Annotated in this window: 15 protein-coding genes and 2 pseudogenes; 6 read left to right on the plus strand and 11 right to left on the minus strand. The window is 68.9% G+C overall.

What is annotated here, in order from left to right:
* Positions 1 to 190: 190 nt before the first annotated feature.
* The 4 genes and pseudogenes from ACZ5SK_RS46060 to ACZ5SK_RS46075 all read right to left on the minus strand — a co-directional run bounded on the left by ACZ5SK_RS46060 (position 191) and on the right by ACZ5SK_RS46075 (position 4651).
* Positions 191 to 745 carry an enolase C-terminal domain-like protein gene (locus tag ACZ5SK_RS46060; protein ID WP_468577926.1) on the minus strand — a complete coding sequence of 185 codons (555 nt, stop codon included), beginning with the start codon at positions 743 to 745 and terminating at the stop codon, positions 191 to 193.
* Positions 646 to 1368, minus strand: a pseudogene (locus ACZ5SK_RS46065) (hypothetical protein). The gene ACZ5SK_RS46060 and the pseudogene ACZ5SK_RS46065 overlap by 100 nt, the downstream one beginning before the upstream one ends.
* A gap of 10 nt (positions 1369 to 1378) precedes the next feature.
* Positions 1379 to 3451 (minus strand): ATP-binding SpoIIE family protein phosphatase, encoded by a 2073-nt coding sequence (locus tag ACZ5SK_RS46070; protein WP_069764794.1) that lies wholly within the window; start codon positions 3449 to 3451, stop codon positions 1379 to 1381.
* 894 nt (positions 3452 to 4345) lie between these two features.
* Positions 4346 to 4651, minus strand: a complete 306-nt coding sequence (locus tag ACZ5SK_RS46075; RefSeq protein WP_069764795.1) for a putative quinol monooxygenase — start codon at positions 4649 to 4651, stop codon at positions 4346 to 4348.
* Between the two features lie 153 nt (positions 4652 to 4804).
* Here ACZ5SK_RS46075 and ACZ5SK_RS46080 point away from each other — a divergent pair, with 153 nt between their 5' ends.
* Positions 4805 to 5800 carry a GlxA family transcriptional regulator gene (locus ACZ5SK_RS46080; RefSeq protein WP_334581520.1) on the plus strand — a complete coding sequence of 332 codons (996 nt, stop codon included), beginning with the start codon at positions 4805 to 4807 and terminating at the stop codon, positions 5798 to 5800.
* Positions 5801 to 5910: 110 nt separating this feature from the next.
* Here ACZ5SK_RS46080 and ACZ5SK_RS46085 read toward each other — a convergent pair whose 3' ends face one another.
* The 6 genes from ACZ5SK_RS46085 to ACZ5SK_RS46110 all read right to left on the minus strand — a co-directional run bounded on the left by ACZ5SK_RS46085 (position 5911) and on the right by ACZ5SK_RS46110 (position 10332).
* Entirely contained in the window at positions 5911 to 6114 is a 204-nt protein-coding gene (locus ACZ5SK_RS46085; protein WP_069764797.1) for a hypothetical protein, read from the minus strand.
* An 89-nt stretch (positions 6115 to 6203) separates the two neighbouring features.
* Positions 6204 to 6464, minus strand: a complete 261-nt coding sequence (locus ACZ5SK_RS46090; protein ID WP_069764798.1) for an aldo/keto reductase — start codon at positions 6462 to 6464, stop codon at positions 6204 to 6206.
* Between the two features lie 32 nt (positions 6465 to 6496).
* Positions 6497 to 7261 carry an SDR family NAD(P)-dependent oxidoreductase gene (locus ACZ5SK_RS46095; protein ID WP_069764799.1) on the minus strand — a complete coding sequence of 255 codons (765 nt, stop codon included), beginning with the start codon at positions 7259 to 7261 and terminating at the stop codon, positions 6497 to 6499.
* Between the two features lie 225 nt (positions 7262 to 7486).
* Positions 7487 to 7906, minus strand: coding sequence for a tautomerase family protein (locus ACZ5SK_RS46100; protein WP_069764800.1), 420 nt, complete (start codon positions 7904 to 7906; stop codon positions 7487 to 7489).
* Positions 7907 to 8121: 215 nt separating this feature from the next.
* On the minus strand, positions 8122 to 8595 hold the full coding sequence (locus ACZ5SK_RS46105) for a 2,4'-dihydroxyacetophenone dioxygenase family protein (protein ID WP_069764889.1): 474 nt from the start codon (positions 8593 to 8595) through the stop codon (positions 8122 to 8124).
* Positions 8596 to 8670: 75 nt separating this feature from the next.
* Positions 8671 to 10332, minus strand: a complete 1662-nt coding sequence (locus tag ACZ5SK_RS46110; protein WP_334581519.1) for a bifunctional fumarylacetoacetate hydrolase/alpha/beta hydrolase family protein — start codon at positions 10330 to 10332, stop codon at positions 8671 to 8673.
* A gap of 151 nt (positions 10333 to 10483) precedes the next feature.
* Here ACZ5SK_RS46110 and ACZ5SK_RS46115 point away from each other — a divergent pair, with 151 nt between their 5' ends.
* From ACZ5SK_RS46115 to ACZ5SK_RS46125, 3 genes and pseudogenes are all read left to right on the plus strand, one after another.
* The gene (locus ACZ5SK_RS46115) at positions 10484 to 11158 is read left to right on the plus strand and encodes a FadR/GntR family transcriptional regulator (RefSeq protein ID WP_069764802.1); all 675 of its coding nucleotides are present in this window, start codon (positions 10484 to 10486) and stop codon (positions 11156 to 11158) included.
* A gap of 96 nt (positions 11159 to 11254) precedes the next feature.
* Complete coding sequence (pcaC, locus tag ACZ5SK_RS46120) at positions 11255 to 11695, plus strand: 4-carboxymuconolactone decarboxylase (protein WP_069764803.1); 441 nt, start codon at positions 11255 to 11257, stop codon at positions 11693 to 11695.
* A gap of 150 nt (positions 11696 to 11845) precedes the next feature.
* Positions 11846 to 12289, plus strand: a pseudogene (locus ACZ5SK_RS46125) (NF041680 family putative transposase); the annotation flags it as partial.
* Between the two features lie 54 nt (positions 12290 to 12343).
* Here ACZ5SK_RS46125 and ACZ5SK_RS46130 read toward each other — a convergent pair.
* Positions 12344 to 12829, minus strand: coding sequence for a MarR family winged helix-turn-helix transcriptional regulator (locus ACZ5SK_RS46130; protein ID WP_334581517.1), 486 nt, complete (start codon positions 12827 to 12829; stop codon positions 12344 to 12346).
* A gap of 92 nt (positions 12830 to 12921) precedes the next feature.
* Between ACZ5SK_RS46130 and ACZ5SK_RS46135 the strand changes: the two genes are divergently transcribed.
* Entirely contained in the window at positions 12922 to 13848 is a 927-nt protein-coding gene (locus ACZ5SK_RS46135; protein ID WP_069764806.1) for an NADP-dependent oxidoreductase, read from the plus strand.
* Between the two features lie 26 nt (positions 13849 to 13874).
* Entirely contained in the window at positions 13875 to 14774 is a 900-nt protein-coding gene (locus ACZ5SK_RS46140) for a pirin family protein (protein ID WP_069764807.1), read from the plus strand.
* Positions 14775 to 15115: the final 341 nt, after the last annotated feature.

Here is a 15115-nt window from a genome sequence, read left to right on the forward strand (position 1 = left end):
CCGGGCACTAGCGGGCCTTGCGAAAGTTATGAAGCCGCAGGTCAAGGGACGGTTGCGGGCTTGCCGGGGTTCAGTGGCGTTCGTGTTTCGCCACCTTGTCCTCGTCGATGGTGATCCCGAATCCCGGCCCGGAGGGGAGGAGGAGTTCGCCGGTCCTCGTACGTCACGGGTTCCGCGGCGATGTCGTCGTTCAGCAGGAGGGGGCCGAACAGCTCCGTGCCGAAGAGGACGGCAGGCAAGGCGCAGAACAGGTGGGCCGAGGCGGTGGTGCCGAGCGAGGTTCGATCGTGGTGGCGCCGTAGCAGTCGATGCCTGCGGCCTCGGCGATGGCGGCGATGCGTCGGGGCCCTGACAGGCCGCCGCTCTTGCCGATCTTCAGGGCGGGTACGTCGGCCGCCTGCACGATGGCCAGGCGCAGGGCGTCCGCCGGTGTCCACAGCGATTCGTCCGCCATGATCGCGGCGCTTGATCGCTCCCGCAGCCGTGCGAGACCGCCGACTTGCTCCGCCGGAAGCGGCTGTTCGACCAGGTGGACACCTGCCTCGGCCAGCGCGGGAAGCCAGCGGCGGGCGGTGCACTCGTCCCACGCTCCGTTCAGGCCCACCGCGAGCGGAGCCGCTCCCTCGAGTGCATCGGCGATCGCGGTCACTCGTGCCACGTCGGCCGGCGCGGCCATGGCACCCATCTTGAGCTTGAAGGATGTGTGGCGCCCTTCCGCCAGGATGCGGGCGGTCTCTTCGACCACGGCCGCGCGGGCTCGGTCCCGAGCGCCCAGGTCACCGGCAGGCGATCACGCTGGGCTCCGCCGAGAACTTGGTGCACCGGCACGTTCAGCGTCCGCCCGGCGGCGTCCCACACCGCCATCTCGACACCGGCCCGGGCGAACGGCGCCCCTTGGACGAGCCGTTCGAGCCGTCGGGCGAGGGCCTCGGGCCATAGCACGTCCTGGCCGACGACTAGGTGCGCGAGGTGCCGCTCCACGAGCGCCGCCATGCCCTCGACCGACTCCCCGCCTCACCAGGGGCCTCCCGGTACGACGCCCTCTCCCCAGCCGACGATGCCGTCCTCGGTCACGAGCCGGATCAACAGCACGCCTTGCCTGTTCATCGTCGCGACCGAGAACTTGTGCGGCCGCACCAGCGGGATGTCGATGAGCCGGGTCTCCAGTGCCACGTGACCTGGGGCATCGACCTGGCCGACGGCGGATCCGCCCTGGCCATCGCCATCCACGCCCTCGGCCCGCTTTGGGCCGCGCCGAGCCGCTGGGGAGGAGTCGATCACGCCCGCAACCAGTCCAGCTTCTTCGCGACCCGCAGTTACCTCAGCAGTACCAGGTGCAACTCCTCTCACACGCCGGCCTCGTTCCATGAGGCTGATCTCATGCCGCGCGGGGAGGGATCTCCTGCTCGGTCCAGATGCATTTGCCGTCGTCGCGCAGATAGCGGGCGCCCCAGCGTCTAGAGAGGGCGGAGACGAGTTGCAGGCCACGGCCGCTCTCATCGGTGTACGCAGCGTGCCGGATGCGTGGGGTGCTGAGGCTGCCGTCGTAGACCTCGCAGGTCATGTAGTGGCTGTTCACCAGGCGCAGGCGGATGGGCCCGTCGGCGTGCCTGATCACGTTGCCGACCAGCTCGCTGGCGAGCAACTCGGTGGTGATCGCGAGTTCGTCCAGCCCCCAGGCCCCCAGTCGCTCACGGACGAATGCGCGGGCCTGTCCGGCTGCGCGGGGATCCTCAGGGAGGTTGCAGGTGGCGACATGGTCGGCGTCGAGGGCCCGTAGGTGGGCCATCAGCAGCGCTGCGTCGTCATCCGTCCGGCCACGGTGGGGCAGCAGGGCCGAGACCACCTTGTCGCACAGGTCGTCGAGGTGTCGGACGTTGTCGTCCTTGTCCCGCGCCGTGAAGACGGGCGCAGCACTCTGGGCGAGGATTCGCTGCAGCAGGGCCAGTCCCCGGTCGAAACTCTGCGTGGGGGATTCGACGAGACCGTCCGTGCACAGAACCAGCAGGCTCTCCTCGGGCAGCAGCAGCTGGTGTGTTTCGAAGGGTGGTTCGGCGGCCCCCAACGGCGGGTCGGCCATCAGGTCCGGCGTGTCGATGGTGCCGTCGGGAAGAACGATGACCGGCGGGGGATGACCGGCCAGGCAGAACGAGCATATCCGGGTGACCGGGTCGAAGACGGCGTACAGGCAGGTGGCGTAGTAGTCCTCGCCCAGGTCGCTGACCAGGTCGTTGAGACGGCTGAGCAGCTCGTCAGGAGGCATGTCCAGATCGGCCAGGGTGCGCAGCGCGGTGCGCAGTTGGCCCATGGTGGCCGCTTCGGGGATGCCGTGTCCCATGACGTCGCCGATCACCAGGGCGACCCTGTCGGCGGACAGTGGGATCACGTCGTACCAGTCGCCGCCTACTTGCTCGCCCCTGCCTGCGGAGAGGTAGCGGGCGGCGGTGCAAGCAGCAGGGAGGCAGGGCAGTGTCCGAGGGAGCAGGCTGCGTTGCAGTCCCTGTGCTCGGGCGTGCTCCACGTCGTACAACCGGGCCCGCTCCAGCGCTTGTCCGACCATGCCGCTCAAAGCGGTCAGCAGTGCGCGCTCCTCGTCGCTGAAGGAGTGAGGTCGGGTGAAAGACACTACACAGACGCCGATGACATGCCCGGAAGCGATCATGGGGAGGAACGCCCACGCCTTCTTGCGGGACGCCGACGCTACCTTGGACAGCGTGGGATAGCGTCGGCGATACTCGCCGAGCGATTCCACGAACCAAGGTTCACGAGTCCGCAGGACGTCGGCAGCCACGGGGTAGTCGGCTACTGGGACCCCGTTGATCATTCGAAGGAATTCCCGCGAGTATCCTACGGAGCCGACCACGCGCTGTCGGCCGCTTTCCATTACCCAGACCACGAGCCCGTCGGCGCCGAACGGGGGCAGGACGTGCGCCGCGACGGCCCCGACAACCTCCTCGGAGGTGAGGGCCTCAGCGAGCGCTGCGGTCAGCCTGCTCATTCGGACCGTCCGCTCGGAGGTGACCTCCGATTCGTGGGCGGGCGGCGTGCCGGGGATGTCTTCCAGACGCGCGGCAACCCATCCTGCCAGCGATCCCAGAAAAGATCGTTGTACCTCGTCGGGCTCGCTCTCTGCCGTGATCACGGAGAGCACACCTATCGGCCCAGCGGTACCGGTGAGCGGTACCGCAGCCGTGCCGGCCGCCCCGATGCCCAGACTGTCTCCGGCCACCCAGGCATAGTCACCGCGCCGCATGGCGAGCACCGGTGCCACATTCTGCTCATCGGAGAGAATCGCCAGCGCCTCCGCGCTGTCCGAGGGCACCCCACTGGCCGCAGCCAGGAGCAGCCGATCATTGTCAGGATCTCGCCGGTACAAGAAGGCGCCCCGCGCATCCAGGCACTCCGTGGCCTTGAGAACCAGTGTCAGCGTCTTTGTGTATTCCAGCGCCATCGGAGACGTCTGGGGATGATGGGCAGCTGAGAAAAAGCTGAGCCCGAACTCCTGGAGGTGGCTCCCGGCCTTGGCTCTCACAGGTGTCAACCCGTCTCCTGCTTACTCATGGATCGCTTGCCTGCACACTGGGTAGCGGAAGGACAATCTGGACAATTTCTATATTAGATGACGATATGTGGCTGGTGCTAGCTCACAGGGGACCCTCCAGCACAGCCAGGCCCCCTGGTCGGCGATGATGCGGCGGTCCCAAATGTTCCAGTGACGACAGATACGACATCACGTCACATAGTTCGGACGACCAGCTGGGCGAACGCGTCGTGCGCGGCCTTCTCCAGCTGGTCCCAAACGGCCTACGTGTCTGTGGACTGCGAGGAAGGCCAGTCCTCGGGCAAGTATCGGGCCAGCAGGCCGGGGTCCGCGCGCAGCAAGTGCAGCCAGTCGGCGACGAGGGCGGTGAGTTCCGTGGCAGGGTTCCTGCCGGGGGCGCGGTTGGGGCCCCAGCTTTGAAGAACGGTGGTGCTCCGCGCGCAGGGTCGTGAGGTCCCAGGCGCGCTGGACGAAGGCCGCCATCGGGGTGCCGGGCAGCGGCTGTGCGACGAAGCCGCCGGACGCCGCTGCAGCCTCGGCCAAGGGGGTCCCGGAGAGGACGGCGTCGAGGCCCGGGGTGCCTGGCGCCAGCCACAGCCCGTCGCGCAGGCAGCCGAAACCACCGCTGACCCGCCACCAGGCCGGCAACGGGGCGAACGGTCTTCCTCACGGACTTCTCCTGCGGAACGGCATGGCGAATGACGAAAAGCGGGGAACACAGTCCCCTCAGTGGCGCCGTGTCCTGCTTGGACGAGGGCCACAGTCCGGCCGTGGGCTCGTGTGTCGTCCGAATATCGGACGGGTTCAGGCGGCGTGCTTGACGGCCAGGACATCGACCATGCGGATGTCGGGGTCGGCCGCCAGGAGTTCGGGGCGAATCTCGGAAAGGGCCGCCGGGACGCGGCCGGTGAGGTGCGCCTTGCGCGCGTCCTCGTCGGCGAAGGCATCGAAGATACCGAAGGTCGCATGGTCGACCTGGAAGGCGTACCAGACCTGGGTATCGGCCTCGTCCTCGACGATGCCGCGGCCGGCGTTCAAGAACGCGGCCAACTCGGCTTCCTTGCCCGGCTTCGCGGTCAGCAGTGCCAGGACTCCGAGCTTGAGCGGCATGAAATCTCTCCTTGCATGGTTCGTGAGGGGTCGGAACACCGACGATGGCGGAACCGGCGGGCCGTGGCGGGGGGCACCGGCCTGGTAACAAGCTATGAGCGCGGCGACCGGGCCGGGAGTGGCGTAAACGACGGTTCGGGTACCGTTTACGCCATGCGGATCGTGATGGCAGCCATTGACGGCATGTTCGACTCCGGGCTTTCGGCGATCATGGACGTGCTCGGCGCATCGAACGCGCTGAGCACACGAGACGATGGCGCGCCGCCCTTCTCGGTGACCATGGTCGGTGCTGGGTCGCAGATCCGCACCGGGAACGGACTGAGCCTGGCGACCGTCCCGGTCGGAGAGCTCTCGCACGAGGCGGACCTCCTGCTCATGCCGGCCGTGGGCCTCCAGGAACCGGAGCAGGTGGTCGCGGCGGTCCGCGCACCGGCCAACGCCTGGGTCCTCGGCCTTGCGGCGGCCTCGGCCGGCTCCGGGGCCTCTTTGGCCGCCGCGTGCAGCGGAGCGTTCTTCCTGGCCGAGTCCGGCACGCTCGATGGCCGCCGTGCTACGACGAGTTGGTGGCTGGGGCCGGCCTTCCGCGGGCGTTACCCCGCTGTGGCTGTGGAGGATTCGCGGACGCTGATCCAGGACGGCTGTGCCACCACGGCGGGTGCCGCCTTCGCTCACATCGATCTGGCGTTGTGGGTGGTGCAGCGGCGCAGCCCCGAACTCGCCGACCTCGTCGCCCGGTACCTGCTGATCGGCGACCGTCCCTCGCAGGCCGCGTTCGCGCTCCCGACCCAACTGGCCCAGGCGGACCCTCTGCTGGCGGCTTTCGAACGGTGGGTCCGTGCGCACCTGGCCGATCCGCCGCCGCTCGCGCAGGCCGCAACTACTCTCGGCGTGAGCATGCGGACCCTGCAACGCACCGCCCAGGCCGTCCTGGGCAGATCACCTCTGGACTTCATCCAGGACATCCGGCTGGACGAGGCGACCTTCCTGCTGCGCACCACCGCTCTCAGTGCCGAGGCGATCGCCGGCCGCGTCGGCTACCGCAACGTCGGGACGCTGCGCGAACTCGTCCGCCGGCGGCGGGGCTCGTCCCTGGAGGCGCTGCGCCATGGCACCGAGGGTGGTGGTGCGCGGCGCACACCGTCGTTGTAGGCCGTTCGGTCGCGTCCGGACCGTGCTGCCCTTTCCCGCCGACGTGACCGAGCTGCCCGACTGCTCTCTGGTCCCGGCGACCAGACCCGGCAAGGCGCGCGCGAGCGGGGTCAGGCCCGGCCGCGGCCGCGCAGGCCCGGCTGGAAGACGTCGGAGTCTGCGGCCCGTTCGGCTCCCGTGTCCAGTGCGGTGAGCGCCGGCACGTCTTCGGGCGCCAGGGCGAAGTCGAAGGCGTCGATGTTGCTCTTGATCCGCTGGGGATCGGCGGACTTGGGTACGGCGGCCAGGCCGAGGTCCATGTGCCAGCGCAGCACGATCTGACCAGGAGTACTTCGCCGCGAGCCGGGTGACCGTGCGGTCCCTCAGCAGGGAGGTGCCCTTGCCAGCGGGCCCCACGACTGCGTCACGATGCCGTGGCGCTGGTGGTAGGCGCGCAGTTCGGCCTGTGGTGGTGACGAAGACCTCCTCGCGCGGGATCCCGGTGTGGCGGATGCGCGTTTTCGTTGCCGTAGGCGGCCGCGGTGTCGATGAGGCGGTAGCCGCTGCGCAGGGCGCGGGTGACGGCCTGCTGGGCGTCGCCCCTCAGGGGCCAGGTGCCCAGTCCGAGGCGTGGCATGGCGACGCCGTTGTTGAGCTGGACGGTGGGGGCTGCCGGGGGCTTCATGCGCGTGCTCTCTGGTAGGTCTCGGGCGCCGTTCAGTTCGGGTGGAGGCCGCCGTCGAGCGTGATGGTCTTGTTGGTGAGGTAGCCGTTGGTCAGCATGGACACCGCCATCGCCGCGACCTCGTCGACCTGGCCGAGGCGGCCGACCGGGATGGGGGCCGGCAGTGCGCCGTCCTGTCCTGCGTCGGCGGGCAGGATGCGGGTGCCTCCGATCAGCGCCGGTGCCAGGACGTTGACGGTGACGCCGTCCGCGGCGACGGCGGTCGCCAGGGAGTGGGCCAGTCCGTGCAGCGCGGCTTTGCTCGCCGCGTAATGCGGGCCGATGATGCCGCCGTTGAGCGCGGCGACGGAGGAGATGAACAGGATCCGCCCCCAGCCGTTCTTGATCATGCCGGGGAGTGCCGCCTGGGCCATGAGGAACGGTGCACGGGCGTTGACCGCCATGGTGGTGTCCCACACCTCGGTATCCACCTGCTGCCAGGGAAACTGCTGTCCGATGCCTGCGCCTGCCACCAGCACCTCGACAGGACCCAGGCGCTGCTCGGCGTCGCGAACGAGGCCGGCGGCTGCGGCGGGAGCCGACAAGTCGGCGTGCAGGGTCACCGCACTGCCTGCGCCATGGAGGGCGTTGATCTGGGCGGCGGTGCGCTCGGCGTCCTCGCGGTGGCCGCTGTAGGCCAGGGCGACCAGACATCCGGCATCGGCGAGTTGCAGGGCCGTCGCCGCCCCGATGCCGCCGGAGGCACCGGTGATCAGGGCGGTCCGGCCGTCGAGAGGCGCCGAGGAGGTGGTGCTCACGAGTGTGTCCTCAAAGTGATGGTGAGGGCGGTTACCGGGAATGTGCCGCGGTTGTGCGGAGCATTGCTGCCCTGCAGCGCGTCACCGGTGACGAAACTCGTGCCGACGAGGTGGCAAGGCCCGGTCCGTCCGGACCTCGTCGACCGAGGTGATGCGTTCGCCGACTGTGCCTGGCGGCCCCATCATCGGGGCGCCGGCCGGACGCGGGCGGGTGGCACTCGGCGGTCAGGATGCGGCCGCTGCTGCCGGGACGCGGAGGTCACCTTCGATGTACTGGGCGCGGCCGAAGCCGAAGGACCAGTCGGCGGGGGTGTTCTCGACGTATCCGATGAAGACGTCCTCACCGGCCACGCCCACTCCTGCCAGCGAGGCGGCGATGGCGGCATAGAGGCGCTGCTTGACCTCGGTCGTGCGCCCGGTCTGCGTGAAGATCTGGATCACCACGGCGCCGTCGTCGCTCCGTTCGAAGCCCAGGCCGGCGTCCTGCGCGATGATCCGGCTAGCCTCGTGTTCGGTGACGATCTGGAAGCGGTCACGCGGAGGGATTTCCAGAACGTCCACCACGGCCGTGTGAACGGCGTCAGCGACGGCGCGAACCTGTGTGTCGCCGCGGCCCTTGACGAGATCGATCCGGACCAGGGGCATGGGAGAACTCCTTGCTCGTTCTATTTCAGACTGCTCATAACGGGGAGCTCGGCTGGAGGCGGCCTCCAACGGGGCCGGTCTCCCGTTCCGGCCCGCCTACGTCACGCGAACCAACTCGTGCCGCAGCTGGGACTCGTCGTCGCCGTGCGGTAGAGCTGGTGGACGGCGCGGACGGCCCGCCGACTTGGGTCGGCGGGCCGTCATGCCCGGTCGGTTCAGGCGGAGACCGCCGCCTCGACCGGCTTGTGCGCCAGGGCCTGGACGCCCTCCCAGTCGAGGATCGCGTGGATCTTGTCGTTCTCGTCCAGGAATCCCAGAGGTCCCTGGCACACGAAGAAGAAGACCGTCTCGTCGGGGAAGTTGGTCCAGTCGTGGAGCATGGAGTTGGCCTCGTAGCCGTAGTCGCCGGCGACGGCAGTGAATCCGCCTCCGGAGTCGCCGCCGCGGATGTCCATGCGGCCGTACACCATGTAGTACTCGGCGGCCCCGATGTGCAGGTGGCGGTCGAACCCGGAGCCGGCCTCGGCGTGGAAGAGCACGGTCCAGGCACCCGTCTCCGCGCTCACCCGCAGCAGCTTGAAGGTGATGCCGGGGCAGAACGGCTTCCACTCCTGCTCCGAGGTGTGGATGGCGATGTCCTGGAGCTTGGCGTTGTGCTCGAAGTAACGGTCGAGAGTGGTCTCAGTCATGACGATGCAGCGTCCCTTCATCCATCGTGGTGACCAACCAGAACTGATTGAGCTGATTGGAGACTTGGTTGTCGATCAAGGCCGGGCGAGGAAGCCCCGGAGCTCACGGGTGACGTCTTCGGGCGCTTCGAGGGTCTGCCAGTGGCCGATGCCCTCGATGACGTGCAGCCTGGCATGGGGCAGCAGGGCGAAGATGTCGTCGTTGACGGCCAGGGGGCTGATCGCGTCCTCGCTGCCGGTGAGCAGCAGGACCGGCACCTTGACGCTTGCGAAGTCCGGTTCCTCGGCGAGGGTCAGGGCCTCGCAGGCGGCGGCGTAACTCCCCGGATCCTGGCCGAGCAGCAACTCACGGACCAGGGCTGCGGCCAGGGGACGCTCGGTGCGCGTCTGTTCGGAGGTGGCCACCGACACCAGAGTGTCGGCCACCGCGGACATGCCACCCTCGCGTACCGCGCGGGCGCGGGCACGCGTGGCCTGTCTGGCCTGCGGGCCCTGGGCGCGGACCGCCCCCAGCAGCGCCAGCTTGGTGACCCGGTCGGGATGGGCGGCGGCGAAGGTGGAGGCGACGAGGGTGCCCATGGAGTGGGCGACGACGGCGGCCTCCTCGATGCCTTCGGCATCCAGCAGCGCGGCCAGTTCCTCGGCCCAGCCGGTGATGCTGGGCGTGCCGTTGGCGGGTGAGCGGCCGTGGCCGGACAGGTCGTAGCGGAGCACCGTGTGGTGCTCGGCCAGGGCCGCGACCTGCGGGTCGTAGACGGTGGTGGCGCCCCCGAGGCCGTGGATGAGGACCACGGGCGGGCCCTGCCCGGTCTTCTCCACGAACAACTCGGCACCTGCGGCGGACCGCAGGCGGTCGCGGCCGGCCACGGGGCCGACGGTGTTGGCCAGCTCCCCCAGTCCCGGGGCGGAGATCACGACCTGGTCTCCGGTGGTGAGGTACTTGGGCGGGTCGAAGCCGATGCCGACGCCGACGGGGGTACCGGTGGCGATGACGTCCCCCGGTTCCAGCGTGATGCCGGCCGAGAGGGTCTCGATGATGCTCGCCACGTCGAAGATCAGCTGCGAGGTGTCGGTGTCCTGGCGCAGCTCGCCGTTGACACGGGACTGCAGCCGCAGATTACGGATGTCGATCTCGTCGGCGGTCACGGCCCACGGCCCCATCGGGCAGAAGGTGTCCAGAGACTTGCCGATGAACCACTGCTTGTGATCACGCTGCAGGTCACGGGCGGTGACGTCGTTGATGAGGGTGTAGCCCCACACGTGGTCCATCGCCTCGTCCCGGCCCACCTTCGAGGCGCGTCGGCCGATGATGACGCCGATCTCGCCCTCGTAGTCCAGCGCGGAGGTGATGTCGGTGTGCGGGTCGATCACGTCACCGGAGGCGATGACGGAGGCCGCCGGCTTGGTGAAGACGACCGGTCGCTCCGGCAGGTGCTGACCATCCGGGGAGCCGGTCGCGTCGAAGCCGCTCCTGGCGAACTCCGCCGCGTGCTCGGAGTAATTGCGCCCCACGCAGAAGAGGTTTCGTGCGGGGATCAGGGGGGCCAGCAACCGACCGTCGACGGCCTGCCGGTCGACCGTCAGACGGGCGACCGCTCCGGGGCCCGCGTCGATGACCTGCCGCAGGTCGCTCACGGGGGCACCGGTGTCGGCGAAGCTCACGGGGCGGGTCGTTCCGCGCTCGTCCACGGCGCACACCCGCACGCCGTCCCTGCCGTGAATCCTTGCGAAGCGCACCGCACCTCCTGAACCAATAGGAACCAATTCTGTATATTGGCTCGTATCGGTGAGTCTAGGTTCAGGTTTCCGCGGGGTCAATAGAGTGTTTCTCGCGATCGATCAACGGGGGTGGTAATATTGGTTCTCATTGGTTCGGAAAGGAGTGGAGATGGATCTCGTTGTCGGGCCCGCCGCCCTCGTGCTCAAGCACGTGGAAGAGGTCATCAGCGCGGGCGGCCTCAAGCCCGGCGACCGCCTGCCCACGGAACGGGACTTGGCGGAGGCCACCGGGGTGGGCCGCGCCGCGGTCCGCTCCGCCCTGCAGAACCTGGAGTCCCGTGGCCTCGTGCTGCGCCACGTCGGCCGCGGCACCTTCGTGGCTCCGGACGAGACCGCTCATGCAGGGACATCCGAGAACCAGCCGAGCCCCGCTGAGATCATGGCCGCACGCCTGGTACTGGAACCGGAACTGATGCCCCTCGCGGTTGCCTCCGCCACCGGTGCGGACCTCGCGGAGATGGAGCGCTGTCTGCGCGGCGGCGAACAGGCATCGAGCTCCGAAGAGTTCGAACGCTGGGACACCGCTCTGCATCACAGCTTCGCCGTCGCCACGCACAACACAGTCCTGATCTCTGTCAGCTCCATGCTCGTCGACGCCCGACGCCAGCCGATCTGGGGCGGACTCAAGCGCCGCAGTTTCAACCCCGAACGCCACCGCTGCTACTGCACCGAACACCAACAGATCGTCGCTGCCGTCCGTGAACGAGACCCGCAAGCCGCTCGTGACGCCATGCGCGAACACCTCCATCAGGTGCGCCGCGTCCTGCTCGGCGACCACATCTGACAGCCGTCGACCGCAACCTCTCGCAGCGCGGCCGCAGCAGCGTGCCACCGCCGGCGATCGCGAATACTGCGTCCACCACGAAGAGGACAAAATCCCGTGACCACCGACTCCCGGAACCCCGCCGCCGCGTCCGGCCGCACCACACATCGCGAGACCTTCGAGGCCGGTCTGGCCGTACGCAGAGCCGTGATGGGCGACGACTTCGTCGAGCGTTCGCTCACCCAGGCCAGCGACTTCACCCGCCCCATGCAGGAACTGGTGACCGAGTACTGCTGGGGCACAGTGTGGGACCGTCCCGGCCTGGAGCGGAGCACCCGAAGCCTGTTGAACCTCGCCATGCTGACCGTACTGGGCCGCACCAATGAGTTCGCCTCACACGTACGCGGGGCCCTGACCAACGGGGTGAGCGTCCAGGAGATCCAGGAGGTCCTTCTGCAGACGGCGATCTACGCCGGTGTCCCCGCCGCCCTGGAGTCGTTCCGGGTCGCCGAACAGGTGATCCGCGAGGTGAACGGCGAACATGATGAGCCGTCATGACTCCATGTGGCCGGGGCAGGGAGGGCGGGGAGGAAGGCGCCCACCGTGGCCGCACTCGCACGGAACGCCGGATGCTCAGACGGCCGGCGATGTTGAAGCCGCGGACGAATAGTTTTCGCTCGCCCCGTCAGGCTGACTGGGCCGCGGCCCCTGAACCACACGAAAGAGGAACTGCCCATCCTGCATGACACGTTGATCCGTCTGAAGGTCAAGTGCCTGCCGGGCGACCGCGACCCGAAACCGGTCTGGCTGTGGTGCTCGGCCACCGCCGGCACACCGGCGGACGTGGAGCCCTGGTGGCAGTCCTTCCTGCGCAGATTCGACCTCGAGCACACCTTCCGGCTCATGAAACAGACCCTCGGCTGGACCGCCCCGAAGGTCCGTCACGCGGACACCGCCAACCTGTGGACCTGGCTCATCATCGCCGCCCACACCCAGCTCCGCCTCGCCCGGCCCCTCGCCGAGGACCTCCGCCGTCCTTGGGAGCGACCCGCCGAGTCTCGCCGGCTCACTCCCGCCCGGGTGCGGCGGGGGTTTCGCAACGTCCGCGCGACCACGGCGAGGCTGTCGCACGGCTCCTGCCCGGTGAAAGTCAAGACTGCTTCTTGGGCGTGTGATTGATGAACCAGGTGTCGGTCCCGAACCAGCTCAGCCGGAGGTGCCGGGCGCTGAGCCCGGCCGGAGGCTGTCGTGCAGGTGGGCGAGGAGACCGCCTGTCAGGGCAGCCAGCTGGGTCACCTGGTGCGGCGACAAGGTATCGAAGACGAGTCTGCGAACTGCTTCGACGTGGCTGGGGGCGGCCTGTTCGATGGCGGCTCGGCCGACGGGTGTGAGGCGGAAAGTGGCACCACGCCGGTCGGTCTCGCACTCCTCCCGTTCAACCAAGTCCCGCCGCTGCATCCGGGCGAGTTGGTGGGAGAGGCGGCTCTGTTCCCAGGCGAGAGAGGCGCCGAGAGCGCGGGCGCGCAGCCGGTGGTCGGGGGCGTCGTGGAGGCGGCCGAGTACCTCGTAGTCGGCGAGGGAGATGCCGTGCTCGTCCTGGAGCTGCCGGCCCAGTACGGCTTGGAGCTGCGCGGTCAGGTTGATCAGCCCGCGCCATGCTTGCTGTTCCTCGGTCGTCAGCCACGTGGTCATGAGGGCAGCCTAGTGGAATGAATGACACATCATGTAGATTGCATGATGAGTCATGTACTGACGTTGCTCGGTCCGGAGCGCTGGGAGCAGCCATGAGAGCCGTCACTGTGAGCCAGTTCGGCATTCCGCCCGTGGTGCGCGACGACCTGCCCGAGCCGACCGCTGGGCCCGGGCAGGTGCTCGTCCGTGTGCGGGCGTCGTCGGTGAACTGGCTCGATGCGGACATGGTTCACGGGATGCTCACGGAGACCATGCCGCACAAGCTGCCGATCACTCTCGGCCGGGATTTCGCCGGGATCGTGGAAGCGGTGGGTCACGGAGTGCGCACCCTCGAGGTCGGCGACGAGGTTTTCGGGGAGGTTCCGGTGGGGGAGCCGGCCCACGAGGGTGCCTGGGCCGAGCTCATCGCGACCGGCGAGCACACGCTCATTCGCAAGCCCGCCGCCCTGGACACTGCCACCGCCGGGGTCGCCGCCCTGGCGGCGACCACCGCGATCATTGCGGTCGACGCTCTGGACCTGGTGCCCGGTGAGACTGTCCTCGTGGTCGGCGCGACCGGCGGTGTCGGCGGCGTCGCGGTGCAACTCGCCCGCGCGGCCGGAGCGATCGTCCTCGCTCCGGGACTGCCCGAGGACGAGGAGTACCTGCGTGGCCTCGGAGTGAGCGAGGTCCTCCCGCGAGGAGACGACTCCACCGCCGCTCTACGCAGGGTCCGTCCTGACGGGGTGGACGCGCTGCTCGACGCGGTGACCGCGTACGAGATCACCCCGTTCGCGGACCTTGTCCGGGACGGCGGCCGGATCGCCTCACCGACCGACGCGGCCGGCTACGGCCCCGGCCGCACCAACGTCACGCGCGGCCCGTGCACCGAGATCCTCGGCCGCGTGGCACGCCACCTGGCGGACGGCACGATCACGATTCCTATCCACCAGAGCTACGGCCTGGCTGACGCGGCCATGGCCCTCCAAGCCCTCACCGCTCACCACACGCGCGGCAAGATCGCCGTGCGCGTCGCCTGACCCCCATACCCCTCGAAGGGGCAGTTATGACCGCACAGTTCACGGGTCGGAGGACCCTGACCCGCATCACCGACAAGCAGCAGTTGGGTCCCGACGCGCAGGCCGACGACAAGGCGCTCGTCTTCGTGCCGACCGACCCGGCACTGACCGACCCGTTCCTCGCACTGGTCGAGGACTGGTTCTCCGCACCCGGGTTCGAGTGGCATCCGCACCGCGGACTGGAGACCATCACCACCGTGGTCGACGGCGTCCTCGAGCACGGCGACAACCTCGGCCACGTCGGAGCCCTGGAGCCGGGCGAGGTGCAGTGGATGACCGCCGGGCACGGCATCATCCACCGCGAACTCGCCTACCGCAACGAGCACGCGCACGTGCTCCAGATGTGGCTCAACCTGCCCGCCGAGAAGAAGCTGACGCCGTCGCGCTACCAGGACCTGACCAGGGCCGCCATGCCCCGCCTCCACGCGCCCGGCGTCAGCATCGACGTCCACGCTGGCACCGTCGGCGGCGTCACCGGTGCGGCCGACACCCATCATCCGGTCCAGGGCATCGTCGCCACGTTCGCCCCCGGCTCCTCCTACGACCTTCAACTACCCGCTGACCACCGACTGTTCGCACACGTCATGGACGGGCGTCTGCTGATCGGTGGCCGGGAACTGCACGCCGGGCAGACCGGCTGGTCCGACCCGGTACCCGGCTCGGCGGAAGCGGGCCATACCGCGACGACGCTGTACCTCGCCGCCGTCGACCCCGAGCAGCGCGCCCGGGTCATGGTCTACAGCGGTACGCCTCTGCGTGAACCGGTCGCCCTCGGCGGCCCCTTCGTGATGAACACCAAGGTCGAGATCACCAAGGCGTTTACCGACTTCCACGCCGGAGCCTTCGGCCCGGTGCCGAGCCTGGCCCGTCTCGCCTACGACCGATGACCGGCGGCCCTCGCCCGCCCGCAGACGAGCGCCTGAGAGCAGTGACTGCCGCTTACCGAACCGATGCACTGGACGGCAAACACGGCCTGCGCCCCCTCGGATCAGTGGATCGATGGAGGACATTAAATCCGGCAGCAGTGGCGGGAGCTGGTTATCGCCTGCCTTCAGACCCTGCGCGCCGCGCGCTGAAGCCGCTGCACGGTGCAGGGTCTGAAGGCGGCGTTCAGGTGGGGTTCGGCGTTGTTAGGGCCTTGACCCCGAATCCTGAACACGGGTTATGCGGCTTGTGCCAGCGTAGTTGGTGTGCGGTGGAGGGCGTTCTCGAAGGCGATCGGTGATCG

The sequence above is a fragment of the Streptomyces sp. NPDC031474 genome (assembly GCF_055581185.1).